This is a genomic window from Streptomyces sp. NPDC001927, from assembly GCF_053594455.1.
Genome location: NZ_JBSFEN010000009.1, coordinates 356521 through 378543, shown reverse-complemented (window position 1 = coordinate 378543; position 22023 = coordinate 356521). Strand labels below are relative to the sequence as shown.

Here is a 22023-nt window from a genome sequence, read left to right as displayed (position 1 = left end):
CCTGGTCCTCTGGTCCGCGGTCCTCTGGTCCTCGTAGCCCTCTAGCCCTCTGCTAGTCCTCGTAGCCCTCTGCCGCTCGCTGTTCGCGGAGTTCCTTGATCGCTCGGCGGCGGGCCAGGCGGTGGGTGCGGCGGATCTGGGCCTCCTGGTAGCGGCGCTTGTCCTTCTCCGTCTCCGGGACGACCGGCGGCACCACGCGCGGCTTGCCGTCGGCGTCGACCCCCGCGAAGACCAGGTAGGCCGAGCCGACCTGCTGGGCGGGCGTGGACTCGTTCCAGCGTTCGGCCATGACCCGGACGCCGACCTCCATGGAGGACCGGCCGGTCCAGTTGACCTGGGCCTTCACATGCACCAGGTCGCCGACCCTGACCGGCTCCAGGAAGACCATCTCGTCCATGGACGCGGTCACCGCCGGGCCGCCCGAGTGGCGCCCCGCGACAGCGCCCGCCGCGTCGTCCACCAGCTTCATGATCACGCCGCCGTGCACCGTACCCAGGAGGTTGGTGTCGTGGCTCGTCATGATGTGGCTCAGTGTGGTGCGGGACGCCGAAGTGGGCTTGCCCGGGATATCGCCCTGGTCTGTCATGCCCTCCACCTTATGCCGGGTCCTGGTCCGGTCCTGTTTGCATCAGCTTGGCAACAGCGCCGCCCCGAATCCCCACCCGCCCTGTCGACCCCCGAGGGGCGGCCTGCAAGATGGTCGGTATGAATGACTGGCCGAACTCGCAGCCCGACGGACCCCGCCGGATGCGTCACGTGCAGCGCCCGCAGGTGCCCCAGCAGCCGCAGTACGACCAGGGCTACGACCAGGGCCAGCAGCAGTACAACCCGAACTTCACGCAGCAGCAGGCCTCCGGCTACGACAGCGGCTACAGCAACGGCCAGGTCTACGGCTCCCCGCAGGGCGGCGGCCGCGGCACCATTCCGCCGCAGCACGACCCCCGGTACGCGCCGCAGCCGCAGCCCGGCCGTCCCGCGCCCGACTGGCGCCGCCGGATCAAGATCGGCTCCATCGTGCTCGTCGTCGGCGTGCTCGCCTGGAGCGTCGGCACGTACGCCTGGGCCAGCTCCCAGATGCGCAACGAGGTCGATCTCTCCAAGGTCATCGAGCGGCCGGCCGAGGGCGACTGCACCACGTACCTGATCGTCGGCTCCGACAGCCGTGAGGGCATGTCGGCCGAGGAGAAGAAGAAGCTGCACACCGGCTCCGCCGAGGGCAAGCGGACCGACTCGATGATGATCCTCGCGGCCTGCTCCAGCGGGAACACGATGGTCTCCCTCCCCCGTGACTCGTGGGTGACGATCCCCTCGTTCGTGGGCTCGGAGTCCGGGAAGAAGTTCGGCGCGCGCGGCGGCTCCAAGCTCAACGCGGCGTACGCGATGGACGGCCCGGAGCTGCTGGTCCGCACGGTCGAGTTCAACACCGGCCTGCGCATCGACCACTACGCGGAGATCGGCTTCGCCGGCTTCGCGAACATCGTGGACGCGCTCGGCGGTGTCGACCTGAACATCGAGAAGGGCTTCAAGGACAAGAAGTCCGGCGCCGACTTCCAGGCGGGCGAGCAGACCCTCAACGGCGAGCAGGCCCTGGCCTTCGTCCGTACCCGGTACGCCTTCGCCGAGTCGGACCTCGCGCGGACGAAGAACCAGCAGAAGTTCCTCTCCGCCCTGGCCAACCAGGCGGCGACGCCGGGCACGATCCTCAACCCGTTCAAGCTGTACCCGACGCTGGGCGCCGGCCTGGACACGCTGATCGTGGACAAGGACATGTCGCTGTACGACCTGGGCAAGATGTTCTTCGCGATGAAGGGCATCAGCGGCGGCGACGGGAAGTCGATGAACATCCCGATCTCCGGCAGCGCGCCGCAGGGCTCCCTGAAGTGGGACATGCCCAAGGTGAAGCAGCTGGTCTCGCAGATCCAGAACGACGAGCCGGTCACGGTGACGTCGGACCGCTGACCCCGGACGGGGCCCTTCCGGGCCCCGGACCTGGGCACGAGAGCGCACGACTATGCTCGGGCAGGCATTCCGCCCGACCTCCCTGGAGTCCCGTATGGCCCTCAAGATCACGGTGATCGGCACCGGCTACCTCGGCGCCACGCACGCCGCGGCCATGGCGGAGCTCGGCTTCGAGGTCCTCGGCCTCGACGTCGTGCCCGAGAAGATCGAGCTGCTGTCCACCGGTCGCGTACCGATGTACGAGCCCGGTCTGGAGGAGCTGCTCTCCCGGCACGTCGCCGGGATCGAGGGGTCGACCGGGCGGCTGCGCTTCACCTCCTCCTGGGAGGAGGTCGGCGCCTTCGGCGACGTCCACTTCGTCTGCGTGAACACTCCGCAGAAGCACGGCGAGTACGCGTGTGACATGAGCTACGTCGACGCCGCCTTCGGCTCGCTGGCGGCCGTGGTGCGCGAGGGCGCGCTGGTCGTCGGCAAGTCGACGGTCCCGGTCGGCTCGGCCGAGCGCCTCGCGGGCCTGCTGCCGGAGGGCGTGGAGCTGGCCTGGAACCCGGAGTTCCTGCGCGAGGGCTTCGCCGTGAACGACACCCTGCACCCGGACCGGGTGGTCGCGGGCGTGACGAGCGAGCGGGCCGAGAAGCTGCTGCGCGAGGTGTACGCCACACCGATCTCCGAGGGCACGCCCTTCGTCGTCACCGACTTCCCCACCGCGGAGCTGGTGAAGACCGCCGCGAACTCCTTCCTCGCGACCAAGATCTCCTTCATCAACGCGATGGCGGAGGTCTGCGAGGCCGCGGGCGGCGACGTCGCGAAGCTGGCCGAGGCGATCGGCTACGACGAGCGGATCGGCTCCAAGTTCCTGCGCGCAGGGATCGGCTTCGGCGGCGGCTGTCTGCCGAAGGACATCCGCGCGTTCATGGCCCGCGCGGGCGAGCTGGGCGCGGACCAGGCGCTGACCTTCCTGCGCGAGATCGACTCCATCAACATGCGGCGCCGCGGCCAGATGGTCGAGATGGCCCGGGACGCGGTCGGCGGCGGCTCGTTCCTCGGCAAGCGGGTCGCCGTGCTCGGCGCGACCTTCAAGCCGGACTCGGACGACGTACGGGACTCCCCCGCGCTGAACGTGGCCGGCCAGATCCACCTGCAGGGCGGACAGGTCACGGTCTACGACCCGAAGGGCATGGAGAACGCGCGTCGGCTCTTCCCGACCCTCGGGTACGCGCCGACGGCCCTCGAAGCGGTGCGCGGCGCGGACGTCGTGCTGCACCTCACGGAGTGGCGCGAGTTCCGCGACGAGCTCGACCCGGCCGAGCTGGCGCCCGCGGTGACCTCCCGCGTGATCCTGGACGGCCGCAACGCCCTGGACGCCACCCGCTGGCGCGAGGCGGGCTGGGTGTACCGGGCGATGGGGCGCCCGCGCGCGTAACGCGTTCTTCTGCGCGAAGGGTCCCGCCACCCGTGAGGGAGGCGGGACCCTTCCGCGTTCTCAGGCCGCTGTCACCGCCGCTTTCAGGCCGCGCGGCGCAGGCGCGTCGTGCGGGAGAGGAACTCCGCCTCCCGCAGGGTGCGCGTGGCGTTGCCGTGGGAGAGGGCGACCAGGTCCGGGGCGGGCCAGTCGCGGCGGAGGAGCTCGGCGAAGAGCGGGGCGTAGCCGGTGGCCGGGTCCGTGGTGTGCGAGAGGCCCACGCAGTGCGGGCCCGCCAGGGCGCGGATCCGGTCGAGGGCGTCCGCGGTCGCGGACAGGTCCTCGGTCACCGGGACCATGCAGACGCCGCCGTTCTCGCCGAGCAGGCCGAGGACGTCGTCGGGCAGGCCCTCCGGCTCCGCACGGGTCAGCAGGACCGGGGCCCTGGTGACCGCGAGGGTCCGGCGGACCGACTCCGGGTCGGCCCCGGAGAGGTCCACGACGAGGCCCAGGCGGTTCATCTCCCGTACGGCCTCGCGGGCGAAGCCGTCGAACCGGGTGAGGTTGACCGCCCGTACCCCGAGCGCGTGGTACGCCCGCAGCGCGGCGACCGAGCCGGCGAGCGCCGACCAGCTCACCGGGCCCAGGAGCACCGCGGTCCGGCCGCAGTTGACGGCGTGGGCCGTCTCGGCGGTGGTGTGGGCGAGCCGCAGGTCCTCGGGGTACGCGGCGACGAGGGCGCGGATCCCGTCGATCCGGCGGAGGGTGCCGACGACGCCCTCTTCCGGCTGGACGCCCAGGGACCAGAGCTGCGCTCCGGTCTCCGCCGCCCGCACCGGCGGAAGGTCCTCCGGGTCGAACGCCCGGGGTGGGTCGGCGTGCCCCTCGACGACGGGTTGCGCGGCGAGAAGTGCCTGCGCACGGGTGAACTCGTCGAGAGGCGGCGGTTGTTCGGGGGAGTCGAGGTCGCCGGACGCGGGGCCGGTGTGGTCGACGGAGAAGGGATGATGATCTTCAAGATCTGCCATGGTGTGACAACTCCGAACTGACTGAGGCAGTACCGTCCACCGTGGCACGAAGGCCCTCGTGAGGAGCGGTGGAGTAGGCCGTTCGGGGGACGGCGGTGATCTCGGCCGCGTCGGCGCAGACGGCCGTGGCCCGCTGCCGGTTCGGTTCGGCGACGGGCCACGTGTGCAGTGACGGACCGTCAGGAGGCGGGCGTGTCCAGGGAGTCGAGCGTCGCGTTCGACGGGCCCCGGCGGGCGCTCAGGTCGCGGGACACGGCCTCCGCGTCCCGCAGCGCGCGCACCGCATTGGACCAGGTCAGCTTGGCCAGGTCGGCGTGGGACCAGCCGCGGTGGAGAAGCTCGGCGATCAGGTTCGGGTAGCCCGCGACGTCGTCGAGGCCGGCCGGGGTGAACGCCGTACCGTCGTAGTCGCCGCCGATGCCGATGTGGTCGACGCCGGCCACCTCGCGCATGTGGTCGAGGTGGTCCGCCACCGTCGCCGCCGTGGCGATCGGGCGCGGGTTCTCGGCCTCGAAGGCGCGGTGCAGCTTCATCGCCGCCGCGGTCGTGTCCAGGTGGTGGAAGCCGTGCGCGCGCAGGTTCTCGTCGGCCCGGGCCGTCCACTCCACCGCCGCGGGCAGGATGAACTTCGGTACGAACGTGGCCATCGCCACCCCGCCGTTCGCGGGCAGCTGGGCCAGCACGTCGTCCGGGACGTTCCTCGGGTGGTCGCAGACCGCGAGGGACGAGGAGTGCGAGAAGATCACCGGTGCGACGGAGGTCGCGAGCGCGTCCCGCATCGTCGTCGCCGCGACATGGCTGAGGTCGACGAGCATGCCGACCCGGTTCATCTCCCGGACGACCTCGTGGCCGAAGGGCGAGAGCCCGCCGACGCCCGGCTCGTCGGTCGCCGAGTCCGCCCACGCGGTGTTGTCGTTGTGCGTGAGCGTCATGTAGCGCACGCCCAGGGTGTGCAGCGCGCGCAGGGTGGCGAGGGAGTTGTTGATGGAGTGGCCGCCCTCGGCGCCCTTGAGCGAGGCGATACGGCCCTGGCGGCGCGCCGCCTCCATGTCGTCCGCGGTCAGGGCGGGGGCCAGCTCGGCGGTGTACCGCTCCAGGAGCTGGTCGACGATGTCGATCTGCTCCAGAGTGGCGCTCACCGCGTCGTCGCCGGTCAGCTCGGTGGAGACGTACACCGACCAGAACTGGGCGCCGACGCCGCCGGCGCGCAGCCGGGCGAGGTCGGTGTGGAGCGCGCCGGTCTGGTCGGCGGCGATGTCGAGCCGGTCCAGGTCGTAGCCGACGTGCTTGCGCAGCGCCCAGGGGAGGTCGTTGTGACCGTCGACGACGGGGGTGGCGGCGAGGAGCTCGCGCGCCTCGGCGAGGCGGTCGGCCGCGCTGGTGCCGGTGCCCGTGCCCGTACGCACCTCGGCGCTCACTTCGCGAAGCCGAACGACTCCGAGCCCTCGACCTTGGCGCGCAGCCGCTTGCCCTTCTCGGTCGCCTGGTCGTTCAGCTCCTGCTGGAACTCCCGCATGCGGCCGAGGAGTTCGGCGTCGTGGGCGGCGAGGATCCGGGCCGCGAGCAGGCCCGCGTTGCGCGCGCCGCCGACCGAGACCGTGGCCACCGGCACGCCCGCCGGCATCTGCACGATGGAGAGCAGCGAGTCCATGCCGTCGAGGTACTTCAGCGGGACCGGCACGCCGATGACCGGCAGCGGGGTCACCGAGGCGAGCATGCCCGGGAGGTGGGCGGCGCCGCCGGCGCCCGCGATGATCGCCTTGAGCCCGCGGTCCGCGGCCTGCTCGCCGTACGCGATCATCTCGCGCGGCATCCGGTGGGCGGAGACGACGTCGACCTCGTACGCGATCTCGAACTCGTCCAGGGCCTGGGCCGCGGCCTCCATGACGGGCCAGTCGGAGTCGGATCCCATGACGATGCCGATGACAGGGCTCACAGGGCTCATTCGGTGATCGTTCCTCGCAGGTAGCCGGCGGCGTGACGGGCGCGCTCCAGCACGTCGTCGAGGTCGTCGCCGTAGGTGTTGACGTGACCGACCTTGCGACCGGGCTTCACGTCCTTGCCGTACATGTGGATCTTGAGCTGGGGGTCCCTGGCCATGCAGTGCAGGTACGCGTAGTACATGTCCGGGTAGTCGCCGCCCAGCACATTGCACATGACCGTCCACTTCGCGCGGGGGCGGGGGTCGCCCAGCGGGAGGTCGAGGACGGCGCGGACGTGGTTGGCGAACTGCGAGGTGATCGCCCCGTCCTGGGTCCAGTGGCCGGAGTTGTGCGGGCGCATGGCGAGCTCGTTGACGAGGATGCGGCCGTCGCGGGTCTCGAAGAGCTCCACGGCCAGGTGGCCGACGACGTCGAGCTCCTTGGCGATGCGCAGCGCGAGCTCCTGGGCCTGGCCCGCCAGCTCGCCCGACAGGTTCGGCGCGGGCGCGATCACCGTGTCGCAGACGCCGTCGACCTGCTGGGACTCGACCACCGGGTAGGCGACGGCCTGGCCGTGCGGGGAGCGGACGATGTTCGCGGCGAGCTCGCGCGTGAAGTCGACCTTCTCCTCGGCGAGGACCCGGACGCCCGCGCGGAACGGGTCGTGGGCGTCCTCCTCCGTACGGACGAACCAGACGCCCTTGCCGTCGTAGCCGCCGCTCACGGTCTTGAGGATGATCGGGAAGCCGCCCACCTCCGCCGCGAAGGCCGCCGCGTCCGCCGGGTCGGCGACGATGCGGTGGCGGGGGCTCGGCGCGCCGATCTCGTCGAGCTTGGCGCGCATCACCCCCTTGTCCTGGGCGTGCACCAGCGCGGCGAGCCCGGGGCGGACGACGACGCCGTCCTCCTCCAGGGCGCGCAGATGGCTCGCGGGGACGTGTTCGTGATCGAAGGTGATCACGTCACAGCCGCGCGCGAAGTCACGGAGCGTAGTCAGGTCGCGATAGTCGCCGATGACGACCTCGCTCACCACCTGCGCCGCCGAATCCTGCGGGGTGTCACTGAGCAGCTTGAACTTGATGCCGAGGGGGATGCCCGCCTCGTGGGTCATACGGGCGAGCTGACCGCCACCGACCATGCCGACTACCGGGAACGTCACCCTCTTAGGGTATCCGCACCATGCGGGAAGCCTCCGCCGCCTGTGCTTTACGACAGCGGAACCGGATTTTCCGATGTTTGCAATGTCTCCGGGCGGGTCACAGGTGGGCTGGTTAGCATGGCTGGGTTGACGAAACCGAACGGACGGGGCTGGACCATCACCATGAGTGAACGAAGCGCACTACGTGTGCGGCTTGACCGGCTCACGCGTGAGTTCGCCAAGTTCGGAGCGGTCGGCGGTCTCGGCCTGCTCGTGGACCTCGGGGTCTTCAACCTGGTGCGCCATCTGACGGAGCTGCCCGTGGTCCGGGCGAGTGTCATCGCCACGGTCGTGGCGATCGGCTTCAACTACCTGGGCTTCCGGTACTTCACGTACCGCGACCGCGACAAGAGCCAGCGGACGAAGGAGCTGACGCTCTTCCTGCTGTTCAGCGTGGCCGGGCTGATCATCCAGAACGGCATCCTGTACGCGGCGACGTACGGCTTCGGCTGGGACACCCCGCTGCAGAGCAACGTCTTCAAGTTCCTCGGGATCGGCGTCGCGACGCTGTTCCGCTTCTGGTCGTACCGCACCTGGGTGTTCCGTACGCTGCCGGCCCGGGAGGCGGTCCAGACCGCCGAATCGTTCCTGGAGCAGGCCCCGAAGCAGACGGCGCGCAAGCAGCCGGACCGCGTGCGCTAGCCCCGTAACCGCTTGTGCCGGCCCGTCCGCCGATTCCTAGCGGACCGGGCGTTCCCGCTGCTCGTCCCTGCGGCTCCTGACCTCGCGGCTCAGGAAGAGCGCGAAGACCGGGGGGTGCTGCTGGAGCAGCTCCAGACGGCCGCCGTCCGCCTCCGCGAGGTCGCGGGCGACCGCGAGGCCGATGCCCGTGGAGCTGCGTCCGCTGACCGCCCGCTCGAAGATCCGCGCGCCGAGGTCGGCGGGGACGCCGGGGCCCTCGTCGGTGACCTCGATCACGGACTGATTGCCGGTGACCCTCGTCCGCAGGGCGACGGTGCCGCCGCCGTGCATGAGGGAGTTCTCGATCAGCGCGGCGAGCACCTGGGCCACGGCCCCGGGGGTGCCGACCGCGCGCATGCCCTGCTTGCCCGAGTGGACGATGGCGCGGCCCCCGCTGCGGTAGGCCGGGCGCCACTCCTCGATCTGCTGCTTGATGACCTCGTCGAGGTCGAAGGCGAGGGCGGAGCCGGTGCGGGGGTCGCGGGAGTTCGTGAGGAGCCGCTCGACGACATCGGTGAGCCGCTCGACCTGCGTGAGCGCGATCGTCGCCTCCTCCTTGACCGTGTCGAGGTCGTCGGCCACGGCGACCTCCTCCAGGCGCATGGAGAGCGCCGTGAGGGGCGTACGGAGCTGATGCGAGGCGTCGGCGGCGAGCCGGCGCTCGGCGGTGAGCATCCGGGCGATCCGCTCGGCGGAGGAGTCGAGGACATCGGCGACCCGGTCGAGTTCCGGCACCCCGTACCGCTTGTGGCGCGGTCGCGGATCGCCGGAGCCGAGCCGTTCGGCCGTCTCGGCGAGGTCGGTGAGCGGGGACGTCAGCTTGTTGGCCTGCCGTACGGCGAGGAGGACGGCGGCCACGACGGCGAGCAGGGCCACGGCCCCGATGATCAGGAGGGTGCGGCCGACCTCGCTGGTGATCGTGGAGCGCGACTCCTCGACGGTCACGGTCTCGCCGCGTTCGCCCTCGGCGGTGCCGCGGATGACGCTGCCCTCGGGGCGGTCGCCGATCTCGATGGGGGCGCGGCCGGGGATCTCGATCAGGGCGTACCGCTTGGCGCCGCTCTGCTCGGCGAGGATGTCGGGGTTGACGGGCTCCCCGCCGATGAGCCGGCTGTCGACGATGGAGACAAGGCGCACGGCCTCGGAGTCCACGCTGTCCTGGGCGCTGGAGGAGATCGTGCGCGTCTCGACGATGACGAGCGAGACGCCGAAGACGGCGATGACGACGAGGACCACGGCGAGCGTGGAGTTGATCAGACGGCGACGCACGGGTCCCTCCGGGGGAGGCCGGGGCAGGAGAGGCTCCCCCGAGCCTACGGGCCGCGGGCCCTGTCCCTCGGCCGGCTCGGTCGCGGGGGCCCCGGCCGGGGTCCGTCAGCTCTTCTCGAAGCGGAAGCCGACGCCGCGGACCGTCGCGATGTACCGCGGGTTCGCCGCGTCGTCGCCCAGCTTCTTCCGCAGCCAGGAGATGTGCATGTCGAGGGTCTTCGTGGAGGACCACCACGTGGTGTCCCAGACCTCGCGCATCAGCTGGTCGCGGGTGACGACCCGGCCGGCGTCGCGGACGAGGACGCGCAGGAGGTCGAACTCCTTGGCGGTGAGCTGGAGCTCCTCGTCGCCCATCCAGGCGCGGTGCGACTCGACGTCGATCCGCACGCCGTGCGTGGCGGGGGCGACGGCCGGCTCGGTGGCGCCGCGCCGGAGCAGGGCCCGGACCCGGGCGAGGAGTTCGGCGAGCCGGAAGGGCTTCGTCACGTAGTCGTCGGCGCCCGCGTCGAGCCCGACCACCGTGTCGACCTCGTCGGCGCGGGCGGTCAGGACCAGGATCGGAACCGTGTGCCCCTCGGAGCGCAGCCGCCGCGCGACCTCCAGGCCGTCCATGCCCGGGAGTCCGAGGTCGAGCACCACGAGGTCGATGCCGCCCTGGAGGCCGGCGTCGAGGGCGGTCGGTCCGTCCTCGCGCACCTCGACCTCGTATCCCTCCCTGCGCAGCGCGCGGGCCAGCGGCTCCGAGATGGATGCGTCGTCCTCGGCGAGCAGTACACGGGTCATGGGGTGATGGTAGTCCGCGCCGCCGACGCCCCGGGGCATGATCCACAGGCTCGGGTCGGACCCTGCGGATCAGGGTGGATATCCTGCACATGACCTTGGATTGGCGACCGTTGGTTCCTTGGTCACCTGTGATCCATCTCTCAAGTGCTTCCAATTCAGGCACTGTGGTGTCGTATGGTGTCGAGACGTCTGTAGCGGTAAACGGGGACCTTTGGCTCGCTAATCACGCCAAGGGTCTCTTTTCTGCACGAGGTCGGCATCGCCAACCTTGAGGACAGTGAATGACCTGTGGGCCGGGTTCCGGTACGCGATGACGCGGACCGGGGCGTGGATCCCGGCGGGGTGCGACCGAGCTCCCCCCGGTGCCGGCCTCCCCCACCGGGCGCACCACGCTCACAAGGCGCGCGTCCCGACAGAGCAAGGATCGACATGGCGTCCAGCCTGACGACGGCTTCGACCGGAACCCCTGGTTCCGAGAAGACGTTCCTCGGCCACCCCCGCGGCCTGGCCACCCTCTTCTTCACCGAGATGTGGGAGCGCTTCTCCTACTACGGCATGAGGGCCCTCCTCGTCCTGTACCTGGTCTCCGGAGGCGCGGACGCCGCGACCGGCAGCCAGGGTGGCGGCCTCGCGATGACGGCGGCCACGGCGACGGCGATCTACTCCGTCTACGTCTCGATGGTCTACCTGATGGCCATGCCGGGCGGTTGGTTCGGCGACCGTGTCTGGGGCGCCCGCAAGACCGTCACGATCGCCGGTTTCGTGATCATGGCCGGTCACGCCTCGCTGGCCATCCCCGGTCAGGCGATGTTCTTCGTCGGCCTGGCGCTCGTCGCCGTCGGCTCGGGTCTGCTGAAGGCCAACATCTCCACGATGGTCGGCCACCTCTACAACGGCCCGGACGACCCGCGCCGTGACGGTGGCTTCACGCTCTTCTACATCGGCATCAACCTCGGTGCGTTCGTCGCCCCGTTCGCCGTCGGCACCCTCGGCGAGAAGGTCAACTGGCACCTGGGCTTCGCCCTCGCCGCGGTCGGCATGGGCCTGGGCCTCGCCTGCTTCCTGGCCTTCACCAAGAGCCTGAGCCCGAAGAGCAACGTCGTCCCGAACCCGCTCTCCGCCGAGGAGCGCAAGAGCATCCTGGTCAAGGTCTGCGTGGCCGTCGTGACCGTCGCCGTCTTCTACGGCGCCGTCATCGCGATGGGCATGTACACCCTGAAGTGGGCGCTCGTGCCGATCACCCTCGCGGGTCTGATCATCCCGGTCGCCGTCCTGGTCCGCATCAAGCGCGACAAGGACCTCGACAAGGGCGAGCAGTCGAAGATGAACGGCTACATCTGGTTCTTCGTCGCCGCCGCCGTCTTCTGGATGATCTACGACCAGGGCGGCTCCACGCTGTCCCTCTTCGCCGACGGCAAGACCGCCGACTCGCTCTTCGGCTTCAGCTTCCCGGCCACCTGGTTCCAGTCCCTGAACCCGCTCTTCGTCATGGCGCTGGCCCCGGTCTTCGCCTGGCTGTGGCTCTGGCTGGCCCGTAAGAACCAGGAGCCCAACACCATCGTGAAGTTCGCGATGGGCCTGGTCCTGGTCGGCGCCTCGTTCTTCGTCTTCATCGTTCCGATGGGCATGGCGGGCGACGGCACCAAGGTCTCCCCGATGTGGCTCGTCTCGATCTACATGATCCAGACCATCGGTGAGCTCTGCCTCTCCCCGGTCGGCCTCTCCGTGACGACCAAGATGGCGCCGCAGAAGTACGCCTCCCAGATGATGGGTGTCTGGTTCCTCGCCGTCACCGCCGGTGACTGCACCACGGGTCTGCTGTCGCTCGCGGGCGTGGACCTCAACGGCACAGGAATCATCGGTATGCAGGCGGCCCTGGCCGTCCTCGCCGGATTCGCGGTCTACATGTACCGCAAGAAGGTCCAGTCGATGATGGGCAGCGTCCACTGACGCCTCGCTCCGTACGCTCCGTACGTGCCTGAGGGCCGCCGCACCGGTTTCGGTGCGCCGGCCCTCAGCCGTTTCCGGACGTACCGCTGGGTCAGCGCCTCAGCCGCGCCCACGGTGTGAACGTGAACACCGCGCCGCCGAGGAGGATCACCGTGCCCGCGACCAGGGCGAGGGCGCGCAGGGCGCCGTCGTCCTCGGCGCCGGTGTTGGCGAGGCCGCCCGAGCCGCCGGCGGCGGAGCCGCCGCCGGCCGCCGCGTCACTGCCGCCGCCCACCGCGCCGCCGTCCACCTTCGACGTGTCGAGTTCGAGGGAGGCCTGGACGGAGCCCTTGACCTGGCACGGGATCACGATCGGCGAGCCGCCGAGCGAGACATTGATGGTCAGCGTGCCGGGGCTGAGCGTCGACTTGCCGTTCGCGCCGGGCTTGTACGTGCCCTTCATGTCCGGCAGGTCGACCGGCTTGCCCTGCTCCAGCGGGGCGGCGTTCGCCGGGCCCTCGACCTTGACCGTGCCGCTGTCGGCGCCGCCGAGCTTGACCGCCATCGACGGCTTGAGCGCGCCCGCGGGCAGCGGGGCCGGGCTGTCCATGACGCCCTTGGCAGTCTTGACGGTCAGTTCGTAGTTCCCGCCGCTCTTCTTGGCGTTGATGGTGACCTTGGAGGTGATGTTCGCCGGGCCGGGCGACTGGCAGGAGAACTGGACCGCGACCTCCTTGCCGGTGAAGTCGGTCTGCCCGCCACCGCCGCCGGAGGTGCTGCCGCCGGAGGTCGTGGTGCCGCCCGAGGTGGTGGTCGTGCCGCCGGACGTCGTCGTACCGCCCGACGTGGTCGTGGTGCCGCCGGACGTCGTCGTACCACCGCCCGACGTCGTCGAGCCTCCGCCGCCCTCCGTCACCTTGATCTTCGCCGCGACCGGCACCGCCTCCTTCGGCGCGCACTTCGTGTCCGTCGACAGCGGCTTGGAGACGTTGATGTTGTACTTGTCCGGCGTCAGCGTGATCTCGCCCGCCTTGTCCAGCTTCAGCTTGCCCTTCATGTCCGACAGCTTCATCGGGCTGTTCTTCGGGATCGCCGGGTTCGAGCGCGGGCCCTCCATGGCGAGCGTGCCGCTCGCCGCGCCGCCGATCTTGATCTCACCGGTCGGCTTGACCGTGTCCTTCTCCAGGTCGAGGACGTCGGGGTTCTTGGACGCGGCCTCGACCGTCTTCCAGACGACCTCGACCTCGTCACCGACCTTCGCCTCCGCCGGCGCGGTGATCTCCACCTTCGTGGTGCCCTGCACCGGTGGAAGACCGGAGATGGACGGCGGAATGCACTCGGTCTTGTACGAGACCTCGGCCGCCTGCGCGGGGCTGGCGGCCAGCAGGATCCCCGCGCCGCCGAGCATCAGCGCGACTCCCGCCGCGCTCATCCTCCGTTGCGTGCTCACTGATGTCCCTTCGTCGTCGGGCTGATCTCTGACGGTGCGGACGGTGCGGAGTCCGGGGTGAACCACGGCAGAACCGTGGTGGCTGTGGCTTCGTCCCGCTCGGGAGCGGGGCGGGGTTCGGGGGTACGTACGAGAGGCGTACGGACGAGAGTGCGGCGCCGGCCCCGGTGGCCGGAGCGGGCCCCGGCGGCGCCGCCGGGCCTGACCCGGTCCACCACCGCCATCCCGATCCGGAAGAGCGCGGCCGGGACGACCACGGCGAGCAGCAGCCAGAAGAGCGTCACGCCCCAGGGCCTGCCGACCCCCCACGGCTGGTCGACCAGGACCTTCCCGGCGTACTTCACCGAGACCTCGTAGTCGCCGTGCGCGCCCGCCGACAGTTCGACGGGCAGCTTGATCTGGGCCTTCTTGCCGGGCTGGATGGTGCCGCGCCACTGCCGTTCCTCGTACTGCGGCGAGAAGACGCCGTGGCTCGTGCCGACCTGGAAGACCGGGTCCTTGACGGGGGTCTGGCCGAGGTTGCCGACGGTGAAGACGACCTCGCGCCGGGCGGGCGCGCCGAACCAGACGAGGACGCCGCTGGAGCCTTCGAGGCGTACGGAGGCGAGGACGGCGAGCCTGCCCGTGCCGGTGGCCTCGGGGAGCGGGGCGGTCGGGTGGCCCGCGACCGTGAACGCCACGTCCACGACGTCCTGTTGGCCGGTGACCCCGGCGACGTGCACCACGCACGGGCAGGGCTTGGGCGGTTCGGCGACCGGCATCTTCTGGCTGAAGGCGCCCTTGGCGTCCACCGTGGCCGCGCGGCCCTCGGTGTTGGCGCAGGAGTTGGTGCCGCCGACGACGCCCTTCCCGGGCTCGCCCTGGCCGCAGATCAGGAGCATGAGCAGCGCGCCCGGTTTCCACCCGGCGCCGCTCACGGTGATCTCGCCGCCCTTGCCGCCCTCGGTCTGCGACAGCGCGACGGTCGGCCCGGACGCCCGCGCCTGGGCCTGCGCTTGGGCTTGGGCTTGGCCTTGGGCTTGGCCTTGGGCTTGGCCTTGGGCTTGGCCTTGGCCTTGGGCTTGCGCGACGGTCGGCAGCAGGGCGAGGAGCAGGGCGGCGAGCACCGCCCCGGCGAACGCGCCCGCGCGCCGTCCCGTACCGCTCGTTCTCATCGGTCCGCTCCTGCCGTCACGTCCACCAACTGGGCTTGTTCCACCGGGATCCCGGGCTCGTCAAGGGGCTCCTCCACGGCACCGGCCCGGCGTCTTCGGAGGACCAGGCCGGCCGCCCCCGCCGCCACGAGCAGGGCGCCCGTGCCGGCGGTGGCCGCGCCCGTCGACACGAAGACGCGCTCGGCGCGGGCCTCCGCCTCCGTCGCGCCGGGCGCGGTCGCGCGGACGTGGACGGTGACCGAGTCGAGGGCGGGCGGGTCGGGCCAGGGTTCGGCGCGGGTGGCGCGCTCGCCGGGGCGGAGGGCGAGCGGCAGGGCGCGGGACGGGCGGTCGAGGACCGTGCCGAGGACGCCCTCCGCGCGCACGGAGAGCCTCGGCGCGAGGACCGTGCTGCCCCGGTTGACCAGGGTGTACGTCAGGGTGCCCAAGGTGTCGAGCGTGACGTCCTCGACCGTGAGCGCCGCCAGGCTCGGCCCGCTGACCCGCAGGTGCACCGGCACCCGCACCTCGCGCCCGCCGGCCGCCACGGTCACCGTGCCCCGGTGGTCGCCGGGGGCGGTGTCGGCGGTCACGGTCACCGCGAACGGCACGTCCGCGCGCGTCCGCGCCGGTACGGTCACCGTCCGCGCGGCGAAGGCGAGCGGGGTGCCCTGCCCGCTGAGCCGTACGGTGAGCGGTCGCGCACCCGGGTTGCTCACCGAGAGGGTGTCCTGGAGGACGCTGCCCGCCGCGCCTTCGAGGTAGACGTACGGCCGCTGCTCGCTCGCCCCCGCCGCACCCGCCGTCCATCCGGAGGCCGGTGGGGGCGCGGGCGCCGCCGCCACCGCTCCGAGCAGCGCGGTGACGGCGGTCACGGTCCCGGCCCACGCCCCCCGCATCAGCGAGCCGTGCGCCGGGTGAGCCAGAGCACGCCGGCCGCGCCGGTCAGGAGGACCGTGCCGCCGAGCGTGCCGAGCGCCGTCGCGGAGTCGAGCGGGCCGGTCTTGGGCAGTTCGCCGCCGCTCGGGGACTGGCCGCCGCCCGAGTCGTCGGAGCCGCCGCCGGAGTCCGAGGAGCCGCCCGCGGCCGTGACGTCGAGTTCGAGCGCGGGCGCCGGGTTGTTCTTCGGCGTACAGACCGCCGCGTCCATGCCGAGCGCGTGGACGGTGAGCAGGCCGGCCGTGAAGGTGACCTTGCCGCTCTTCTTGGGTGTGTACGTGCCCGTCAACTGCCCGATCTTGATCGGTGTGTTGGGCGGGATGGCCTCGGTGTTCGGCGCGCCCTTGACCTTGAGCGTGCCCGAGTCGGCGCCGCCCAGCTTGAGCTCGGCGCGCGGGGTCATGACCCCTTTGGGCAGCTCGATCGGGCTGTCCGAGACGCCCTTCTCGAAGGACATCGTGACGGTGTAACCGGAGCCGCTCTTCTCGGCCTTGATGTCGACGGGCGAGACGGCGCTCTTCGGGCCGATCTTCGTCTCGCAGGCGTAGTTCACGTCGACGACGGTGGCGTGCGCGGCGGGGGCCGAGGCCAGGACCGCCGAGCCCGCAGCCGCCGCTGCCAGCGCGAACGCTGTTCTCCTTCGGTACGGCACGATCCAAGCACCCCTCACGCGAAGTTACTGACGGCACATCAGATTGCGCGTCAAGGTACGCCTGGGGCCTTGAGGAGGGAAGACAAGAGGAGGACCGAAAGTGGGCTCGATCACATCGGTCCGCGCGTCACGGCCAGTCAAGCACTAGGAGGGCGCGGCGAGTTCCGCCCAGACGGTCTTGCCGGGGGTGCCCGCCGTGCGCGCGATGCCCCAGTCGAGGCAGAGCCGCTGGACGATGAACATGCCGTGCCCGCCGGGCCGCGCGGCCCGGTGCGGGGTGCGCGGCGCGGGGTGCCCCGCGCCGACGTCGGTGACTTCGAGGCGCAGCACCTTGGCCCGGCGCACGACGCGGAGCGTCTCGGGGCCCTCGGCGTGCAGGCAGGCGTTGGTGACCAGCTCGGAGACGACGAGGAGGACGTCCTCGGCGGCGGCTCTGGCGTCGGCGGTCGCGGCCGGCAGCCAGCCCCAGTCGTACAGCGCGGTCCTGGTGAAGTCGCGGGCGAGCGGTACGGTCCCGCTGGTGGCGCCGAGCGCGAGCGTGCGTACGTCGAGAACGGCGGCGTCCACGACGGAACCCACCGACTCCTCGACCTCCCTGCCACCGGCAGCAGTGTCCATCAGCGCTTCACCTCACCGAATCCACCAGAAAGATTCACCAGACAACGGACGAAACCGGGGCTCTCCTGCCCGGTCATCTCCGGACGACACCCGCCCACCGGTCGCGTACTAGTCGGGCAGTGCCGCGCCAAGCGTTTCGTGCACGGTGAAGACGACGTCCGCACCGGTGATCTCGAAGACCCTGGCCACCATCGGCCGCATCCCCGTCAGATGAACCCCGCCCCCCGCGGCGTCGGCCTTCAGGCGGGCCCCGAGGAGCACGTTGAGGCCGGTGGAGTCGCAGAAGTCGAGCTGTGAGCAGTCGACGACGAGCCGTGAGCGGCCCGCTTCGAGCGCGCGGTCGAGTGGCGCACGCAACACTTCGGCCGTGTGGTGATCGAGCTCACCCACGGGGGTGAGCACCTCGCTCGCCCCCACGGTGCGGACCTCGACCCGCAGCCGTCCTGGCTGCGTGCTGCCGATGTGCTGGCGGTCCATGCCCGTGCCTCTTCTCGCTCTCGCGGATGCCGGATGACGGATGACGTGCCACGAACCATACAAGCGCGGCGTCAAGGCTTGCACCCGAACACCACCACACACCCCCGCAAACCGGACAATTGACACTTGCCAGCGTGTGCGTCGAGCAGGTAGGGCTAGTAAGGAACGTTCGCACACGACCGGCTCGGAGGCGCCGCAAACCGCAGCAGGAAGAAACGATGGAGGAGACCATGTCACCCCGGCTCGACGTCCCGCGTACCCACGACGCGCCGTCGGCAGAAGCACCCCAGTCCCCCGCCCACACCCCCACCCAACCCCCCACCCCCCAAGACTTTCACGGGATCGCCGAGTTCGACGAGATCTCCGGCATCGGTCCCTTCGACCAGGTCGACCCGCTGGACGCGCGGGCGCTCTCGAAGACGCTCTTCGCCCGTCTCGACGCCCTCGAAGAGGGCACGCACGAGTACGCCTACGTCCGCAACACCCTGGTCGAACTCAACCTGGCCCTGGTCAAGTTCGCGGCCTCCCGGTTCCGCTCCCGCAGCGAGCCGATGGAGGACATCATCCAGGTCGGCACGATCGGCCTCATCAAGGCGATCGACCGCTTCGAACTGACCCGTGGCGTCGAGTTCCCCACCTTCGCGATGCCGACGATCGTCGGCGAGATCAAGCGCTTCTTCCGCGACACCTCGTGGTCCGTGCGCGTTCCGCGAAGGCTCCAGGAACTCCGCCTCGACCTCGCCAAGGCCGGGGACGAGCTGGCCCAGCGCCTCGACCGCGCCCCCACGGTCGGCGAACTCGCCGAGGAGCTCGACCTGAGCCGCGACGAGGTCGTCGAGGGCATGGCCGCGAGCAACGCGTACACCGCGAGCTCGCTGGACGCCCAGCCCGAGGAGGACGACGGTGAGGGCGCGCTCGCGGACCGCATCGGCTACGAGGACCACGGCATCGAGGGCATCGAGTACGTCGAGTCCCTCAAGCCGATGATCGCCTCGCTGCCGCCGCGCGACCGGCGCATCCTCTCCCTGCGGTTCGTCGCCGGCATGACCCAGTCGGAGATCGGCGAGGAGCTGGGCATCTCCCAGATGCACGTCTCCCGTCTCCTTTCGCGGACGCTGACGCGGCTGCGCAAGGGGCTGACTCTGGAGGAGTGACCCAGGAGGAGTGACCCCGGTCGAGGCGCTCTCCCCCGCGCTCCGGCGCACCCCCTTCCGGGCACCCCAAGTGACCTGTGGAAAGGGCCTGTTCTTCACCGGACAGGCCCTTCCGCGTTATTGACGGGTCGCCCGGAATGGGACACATTGGGCCGGGGTTCAGGGGGGAATCGCATGGTTTCTGCGTACGCGGAACTGGAAGAGCGCATGCGCGGCCGGCTCGGGGGCAGGGAGTGCCTCCATGTGCCGTCGTGCCGCTTCGGTCTCTATCTCGCGCTGCGCCACTGGTGCGCGCCCGGCGGCCGGGTCCTGATGTCGCCGGTCAACGACGACGTGATCTTCTTCGTGGTCCTGGCCGCCGGGCTGCGCCCGGTCCAGGCGCCGTTGGACCCGCGCGACGGCTCGATCGACATCGCCGCCGTACCGGAGTCCGTCTGGCGGGGGCTCTCCGCCGTCCTCACCACCAATCTGTACGGGAATCCCGACCCGGCTCCCGAACTGCGGGCCCGCTGCGACGCGTTGGGCATCCCGCTCCTGGAGGACGCGGCCCACGCCATCGGCTCGCGGATCGGCGGCCGCCCGGTCGGCACGTGGGGCGAGGCGTCCGTGTTCAGCCTCTCCAAGCACACCGGGGCGAAGACGGGCGGCTTCCTGTCGATCGCCGACCCGGTTCAGCGGGCCGAACTGGCCGCCGCACGGGATGAGTTGCTGCACCCGTCGCGTGCGACCGCCGAACTGGCCTATCTCGTACGGCCGTACGCCGAGGCCACCGTCCGCGCGCTGCGGCTCGTGAAGGCCGCGCACGCCACGCTGCGGCTGCTCGGGCAGCAGGAGCGCGAGGAGATCCGGATGCCGCTGCGGGCGGACGAGCTGAAGCAGGCGCTCGCCGCCGCGCCGGGGCTCGCGCCCTTCCACCCCTGGGTCCGGGTCGACATGCACGACTACCGCCTCGGTGCGGGCGCGGTCAGGCTGCGCCGTACGGAACGCCTCCTGGCCCGCCTGGACACCACGCTCGCCGTCCACCGGGCGGGTACGGAGCGGCTCGCGGCGAGCGAGTGGGGCACGTGCGCCGAGAGAGCCGGGATCCAGCCGCTGTTCCGGGTCCCGCTCCTTGTCGACGACCGGGACGCGGCGATCGCCGCGCTCGCCCGCCGCCGGATCGTCACGGGCTACCTCTACGACCCCCCGCTCGACACGTACGCGGGCGAACTCTTCACCGACCCCTCCCCCGCCCCGGAGCCGGCGACCTGGTTCGCCCGGCACGCCCTGCCGGTGGACCCCAGGCGGGCGGCCGAGGTGATCGGGGTGCTGGACGCGGCGGGGGTGCGGCCGGTGCGGTACGAGGACGGCGACGGCAGCGACGGCAGCGACGGCAGCGACCGTGGCTGAGTCCGTCCGGCTGCGCAAGCCGGATGGGGCGGCGCAGGAGCGGGCGCAGGAGGTGTCGCAGCCGGCTCCCGACGCGTCGGGCGGGGACTCGATGTTCCGGAACGCGTACGCCCTCATGCTCTCCACCGGCGTCTCGGCCGCGCTCGGACTCGGCTTCTGGCTGGTCGCCGCCCGCTACTACTCCGAGGAGGCCGTCGGGCAGGGCTCCGCGGCCATCGCCGCGCAGCGGCTGCTCGCCTCCATCACCGCGACGACGATGATCGGCGCGGTCGTCCGGTACGTCCCCCGGGCGGGCCGGGCCACCGGCCCGCTGGTCGGCCGGATCTACCTGGTCAGCTCGGTCGTGGTCGCCCTGGCGTGCGGGGTCTTCCTCCTCACGCTGGACTGGTGGGGCCCGTCGTACGCCCCGCTGGGCTCGCTCTCCGCCGGTCTCTTCTTCACCGCGTCCTGCGTCGGCTGGGCGCTCCTCACCCTCCAGGACGGTGTCCTCACCGGGCTCAGGCGCGCCTTCTGGGTGCCGATCGGGAACGCCGGCTTCTCCATCGGCAAGCTGTTGCTGCTCGCCGCCTTCGCCACGACCATGCCGGTCCTCGGCGTCTTCGTGTCCTGGTCGGCGGCGATCGCGCTGTCCGTCGTCCCGCTCGGCTGGCTCGTCTTCCGCCGGCTCATCCCCCGGCAGGCCCGCGCCGACCGCGACCGCGAGCCGCCGGCGATGCGGGAGATCGGCCGCTTCATGGCCGGAGACTCGGTCGGGGCGCTGTTCAGCCTCGCCATGATCAACCTGCTGCCGGTGATGGTGGCGGTCCGCTTCGACGCGGCGCACAACGCGTTCTTCTACACGGCGTACACCGTCGGCGGCACGATGGAGTTCATGGCCATCAACATGGCCTCCTCGCTCACCGCGCACGCCTCGCACAGCCCGGAGTCGCTGGCGGAGGGCGTGCGCGGGGCGCTGCGCAGGATGGCGCTGCTGCTTGTCCCCGTCGTCGTCTTCCTCGTCGTCTTCGCGCCGTACATCCTCGCGCCGTTCGGCCCGGACTACGCCGACCACGGCACGACGGTGCTGCGTCTGCTGGCCGCGGCGGCGCTGCCCCGGGTGGCCGTGGAGCTGTACATCGGGGTGCTGCGCGTCCAGGGGCGTACGGGCGCGCTGGCCGCGCTCCAGGGCGCGATGTGCGTGCTGGTCCTGGGCAGCGCGGCGCTGCTCCTCGGCCCGGTGGGGATCTCGGGGGCCGGGCTGGCGATGCTCGGCTCGATGACGCTGATGGCGGCGGCCTCGGCGCCCGGACTGCGCGCGGCCCTGAAGGGCGGCCGTACGGATGTCGAGTACGGCACGAGCTGGGCGCGGCGGGCGGCGGAACAGGAGTGGGCGCCGAGGGAGGCGTCGACGCTGGGCCTGCCGGTGTACGTACCGCGCCCGATCGCCGTGCCGGACGACGCCGACGGCCGGGAGGACCGCCCCGGCACGGTCCTGTGGCTCCTCCTCGCCCTGGCCACGGCCCTCTTCTGGCTGCCGCTCGCCCACACGGACGCGGTCGCCGCGGACCGCCTCTCCGGTACGGAACTGATCGCCGCGCTCCCGCCGGTCACGCTGGGCGCCGGGGTCCTGCTGGTGGCCCTGCACACGGCGGCGGTGGCGCGCCGCCAGGTACGGCGCCTCTACGCCGCGACGGTCTTGGCCACGACGTTCCTGGCCCTGCACCTCGCGCCACCCCTCCTTGGCCTCACCCCGGAGACGGCAACGGGCCCGGGCACGACCCTGACCCCGGCCTTCGTCCCCACCGAAGCCCTGACGGCCCTCCCGATCGCTCTCCAGGCCCTCTGCCTGGCCCTGGCGGCCGTCCTCCTCCGCGCCCTGGGCACAAGCGTCCGCGTAACGGCCTGCACGGTCTGGATCCTCACCTGGGCAGGCTGGGCAGCCCAACACACCTTCGCCGAGGCCCCGTTGCCCATCCTCCTGGGCATGAGCGGCGCCACGATGACGGCGGTGGCGGTACGGGGCCTGCGGGGCGCCGGCCGCCGTTCCGGCGGCAGGTGACG

The 22023-nt window shown here is 71.5% G+C and carries 20 protein-coding genes; 7 read left to right on the top strand and 13 right to left on the bottom strand.

Annotation, left to right across the window (positions count from 1 at the left end; genetic code table 11):
• Positions 1-52 precede the first annotated feature (52 nt).
• The gene (locus ACWCO8_RS25805) at positions 53-586 is read right to left on the bottom strand and encodes an acyl-CoA thioesterase (protein WP_451034242.1); all 534 of its coding nucleotides are present in this window, start codon (positions 584-586) and stop codon (positions 53-55) included.
• Between the two features lie 119 nt (positions 587-705).
• On the opposite strand from ACWCO8_RS25805, the gene ACWCO8_RS25800 reads away from it, so the two are divergent.
• Together ACWCO8_RS25800 and ACWCO8_RS25795 are read left to right on the top strand one after the other, a co-directional pair.
• Positions 706-1959, top strand: coding sequence for an LCP family protein (locus ACWCO8_RS25800; RefSeq protein WP_451034241.1), 1254 nt, complete (start codon positions 706-708; stop codon positions 1957-1959).
• 94 nt (positions 1960-2053) lie between these two features.
• Entirely contained in the window at positions 2054-3382 is a 1329-nt protein-coding gene (locus ACWCO8_RS25795; RefSeq protein ID WP_451034240.1) for a UDP-glucose dehydrogenase family protein, read from the top strand.
• An 83-nt stretch (positions 3383-3465) separates the two neighbouring features.
• Here the strand turns inward: ACWCO8_RS25795 and ACWCO8_RS25790 are convergent, their stop codons facing one another.
• The 4 genes from ACWCO8_RS25790 to ACWCO8_RS25775 form a co-directional block, all read right to left on the bottom strand.
• Complete coding sequence (locus tag ACWCO8_RS25790) at positions 3466-4389, bottom strand: membrane dipeptidase (protein ID WP_451034239.1); 924 nt, start codon at positions 4387-4389, stop codon at positions 3466-3468.
• Between the two features lie 179 nt (positions 4390-4568).
• Positions 4569-5807, bottom strand: coding sequence for a dipeptidase (locus ACWCO8_RS25785; RefSeq protein WP_451034238.1), 1239 nt, complete (start codon positions 5805-5807; stop codon positions 4569-4571).
• A complete protein-coding gene (purE, locus tag ACWCO8_RS25780; protein ID WP_362014968.1) occupies positions 5804-6334 on the bottom strand; it encodes a 5-(carboxyamino)imidazole ribonucleotide mutase in 531 nt (176 codons plus the stop codon). The genes ACWCO8_RS25785 and purE overlap by 4 nt, the downstream gene beginning before the upstream one ends.
• A complete protein-coding gene (locus tag ACWCO8_RS25775; RefSeq protein ID WP_451034273.1) occupies positions 6331-7545 on the bottom strand; it encodes a 5-(carboxyamino)imidazole ribonucleotide synthase in 1215 nt (404 codons plus the stop codon). Before ACWCO8_RS25775 ends, purE begins: the two co-directional genes overlap by 4 nt.
• 87 nt (positions 7546-7632) lie before the next feature.
• On the opposite strand from ACWCO8_RS25775, the gene ACWCO8_RS25770 reads away from it, so the two are divergent.
• Complete coding sequence (locus ACWCO8_RS25770; protein ID WP_362014962.1) at positions 7633-8151, top strand: GtrA family protein; 519 nt, start codon at positions 7633-7635, stop codon at positions 8149-8151.
• Positions 8152-8187: 36 nt separating this feature from the next.
• On the opposite strand, the gene ACWCO8_RS25765 is transcribed toward ACWCO8_RS25770, so the two are convergent.
• Positions 8188-9459, bottom strand: a complete 1272-nt coding sequence (locus ACWCO8_RS25765; RefSeq protein WP_362014959.1) for an ATP-binding protein — start codon at positions 9457-9459, stop codon at positions 8188-8190.
• Positions 9460-9564: 105 nt separating this feature from the next.
• Complete coding sequence (locus tag ACWCO8_RS25760) at positions 9565-10242, bottom strand: response regulator transcription factor (RefSeq protein WP_451034237.1); 678 nt, start codon at positions 10240-10242, stop codon at positions 9565-9567.
• A 429-nt stretch (positions 10243-10671) separates the two neighbouring features.
• Between ACWCO8_RS25760 and ACWCO8_RS25755 the strand changes: the two genes are divergently transcribed.
• A complete protein-coding gene (locus tag ACWCO8_RS25755; RefSeq protein ID WP_451034236.1) occupies positions 10672-12192 on the top strand; it encodes a peptide MFS transporter in 1521 nt (506 codons plus the stop codon).
• Positions 12193-12283: 91 nt separating this feature from the next.
• On the opposite strand, the gene ACWCO8_RS25750 is transcribed toward ACWCO8_RS25755, so the two are convergent.
• The 6 genes from ACWCO8_RS25750 to ACWCO8_RS25725 all read right to left on the bottom strand — a co-directional run bounded on the left by ACWCO8_RS25750 (position 12284) and on the right by ACWCO8_RS25725 (position 17440).
• Entirely contained in the window at positions 12284-13603 is a 1320-nt protein-coding gene (locus tag ACWCO8_RS25750; protein WP_451034235.1) for a hypothetical protein, read from the bottom strand.
• Between the two features lie 14 nt (positions 13604-13617).
• Positions 13618-14775 (bottom strand): hypothetical protein, encoded by a 1158-nt coding sequence (locus ACWCO8_RS25745; protein WP_451034234.1) that lies wholly within the window; start codon positions 14773-14775, stop codon positions 13618-13620.
• A complete protein-coding gene (locus ACWCO8_RS25740) occupies positions 14772-15629 on the bottom strand; it encodes a hypothetical protein (protein ID WP_451034233.1) in 858 nt (285 codons plus the stop codon). Before ACWCO8_RS25740 ends, ACWCO8_RS25745 begins: the two co-directional genes overlap by 4 nt.
• A 23-nt stretch (positions 15630-15652) precedes the next feature.
• The gene (locus ACWCO8_RS25735; protein WP_451034232.1) at positions 15653-16345 is read right to left on the bottom strand and encodes a peptidase; all 693 of its coding nucleotides are present in this window, start codon (positions 16343-16345) and stop codon (positions 15653-15655) included.
• Positions 16346-16489: 144 nt separating this feature from the next.
• A complete protein-coding gene (locus ACWCO8_RS25730; protein ID WP_362014944.1) occupies positions 16490-16963 on the bottom strand; it encodes an ATP-binding protein in 474 nt (157 codons plus the stop codon).
• Positions 16964-17071: 108 nt separating this feature from the next.
• The gene (locus ACWCO8_RS25725; RefSeq protein ID WP_451034231.1) at positions 17072-17440 is read right to left on the bottom strand and encodes an STAS domain-containing protein; all 369 of its coding nucleotides are present in this window, start codon (positions 17438-17440) and stop codon (positions 17072-17074) included.
• A 218-nt stretch (positions 17441-17658) separates the two neighbouring features.
• Here ACWCO8_RS25725 and ACWCO8_RS25720 point away from each other — a divergent pair, with 218 nt between their 5' ends.
• From ACWCO8_RS25720 to ACWCO8_RS25710, 3 genes are all read left to right on the top strand, one after another.
• Entirely contained in the window at positions 17659-18594 is a 936-nt protein-coding gene (locus ACWCO8_RS25720) for an RNA polymerase sigma factor SigF (protein ID WP_362014938.1), read from the top strand.
• 174 nt (positions 18595-18768) lie between these two features.
• On the top strand, positions 18769-19983 hold the full coding sequence (locus tag ACWCO8_RS25715; RefSeq protein WP_451034230.1) for a DegT/DnrJ/EryC1/StrS family aminotransferase: 1215 nt from the start codon (positions 18769-18771) through the stop codon (positions 19981-19983).
• Complete coding sequence (locus tag ACWCO8_RS25710) at positions 19976-22021, top strand: lipopolysaccharide biosynthesis protein (RefSeq protein WP_451034229.1); 2046 nt, start codon at positions 19976-19978, stop codon at positions 22019-22021. Before ACWCO8_RS25715 ends, ACWCO8_RS25710 begins: the two co-directional genes overlap by 8 nt.
• Positions 22022-22023 lie beyond the last annotated feature (2 nt).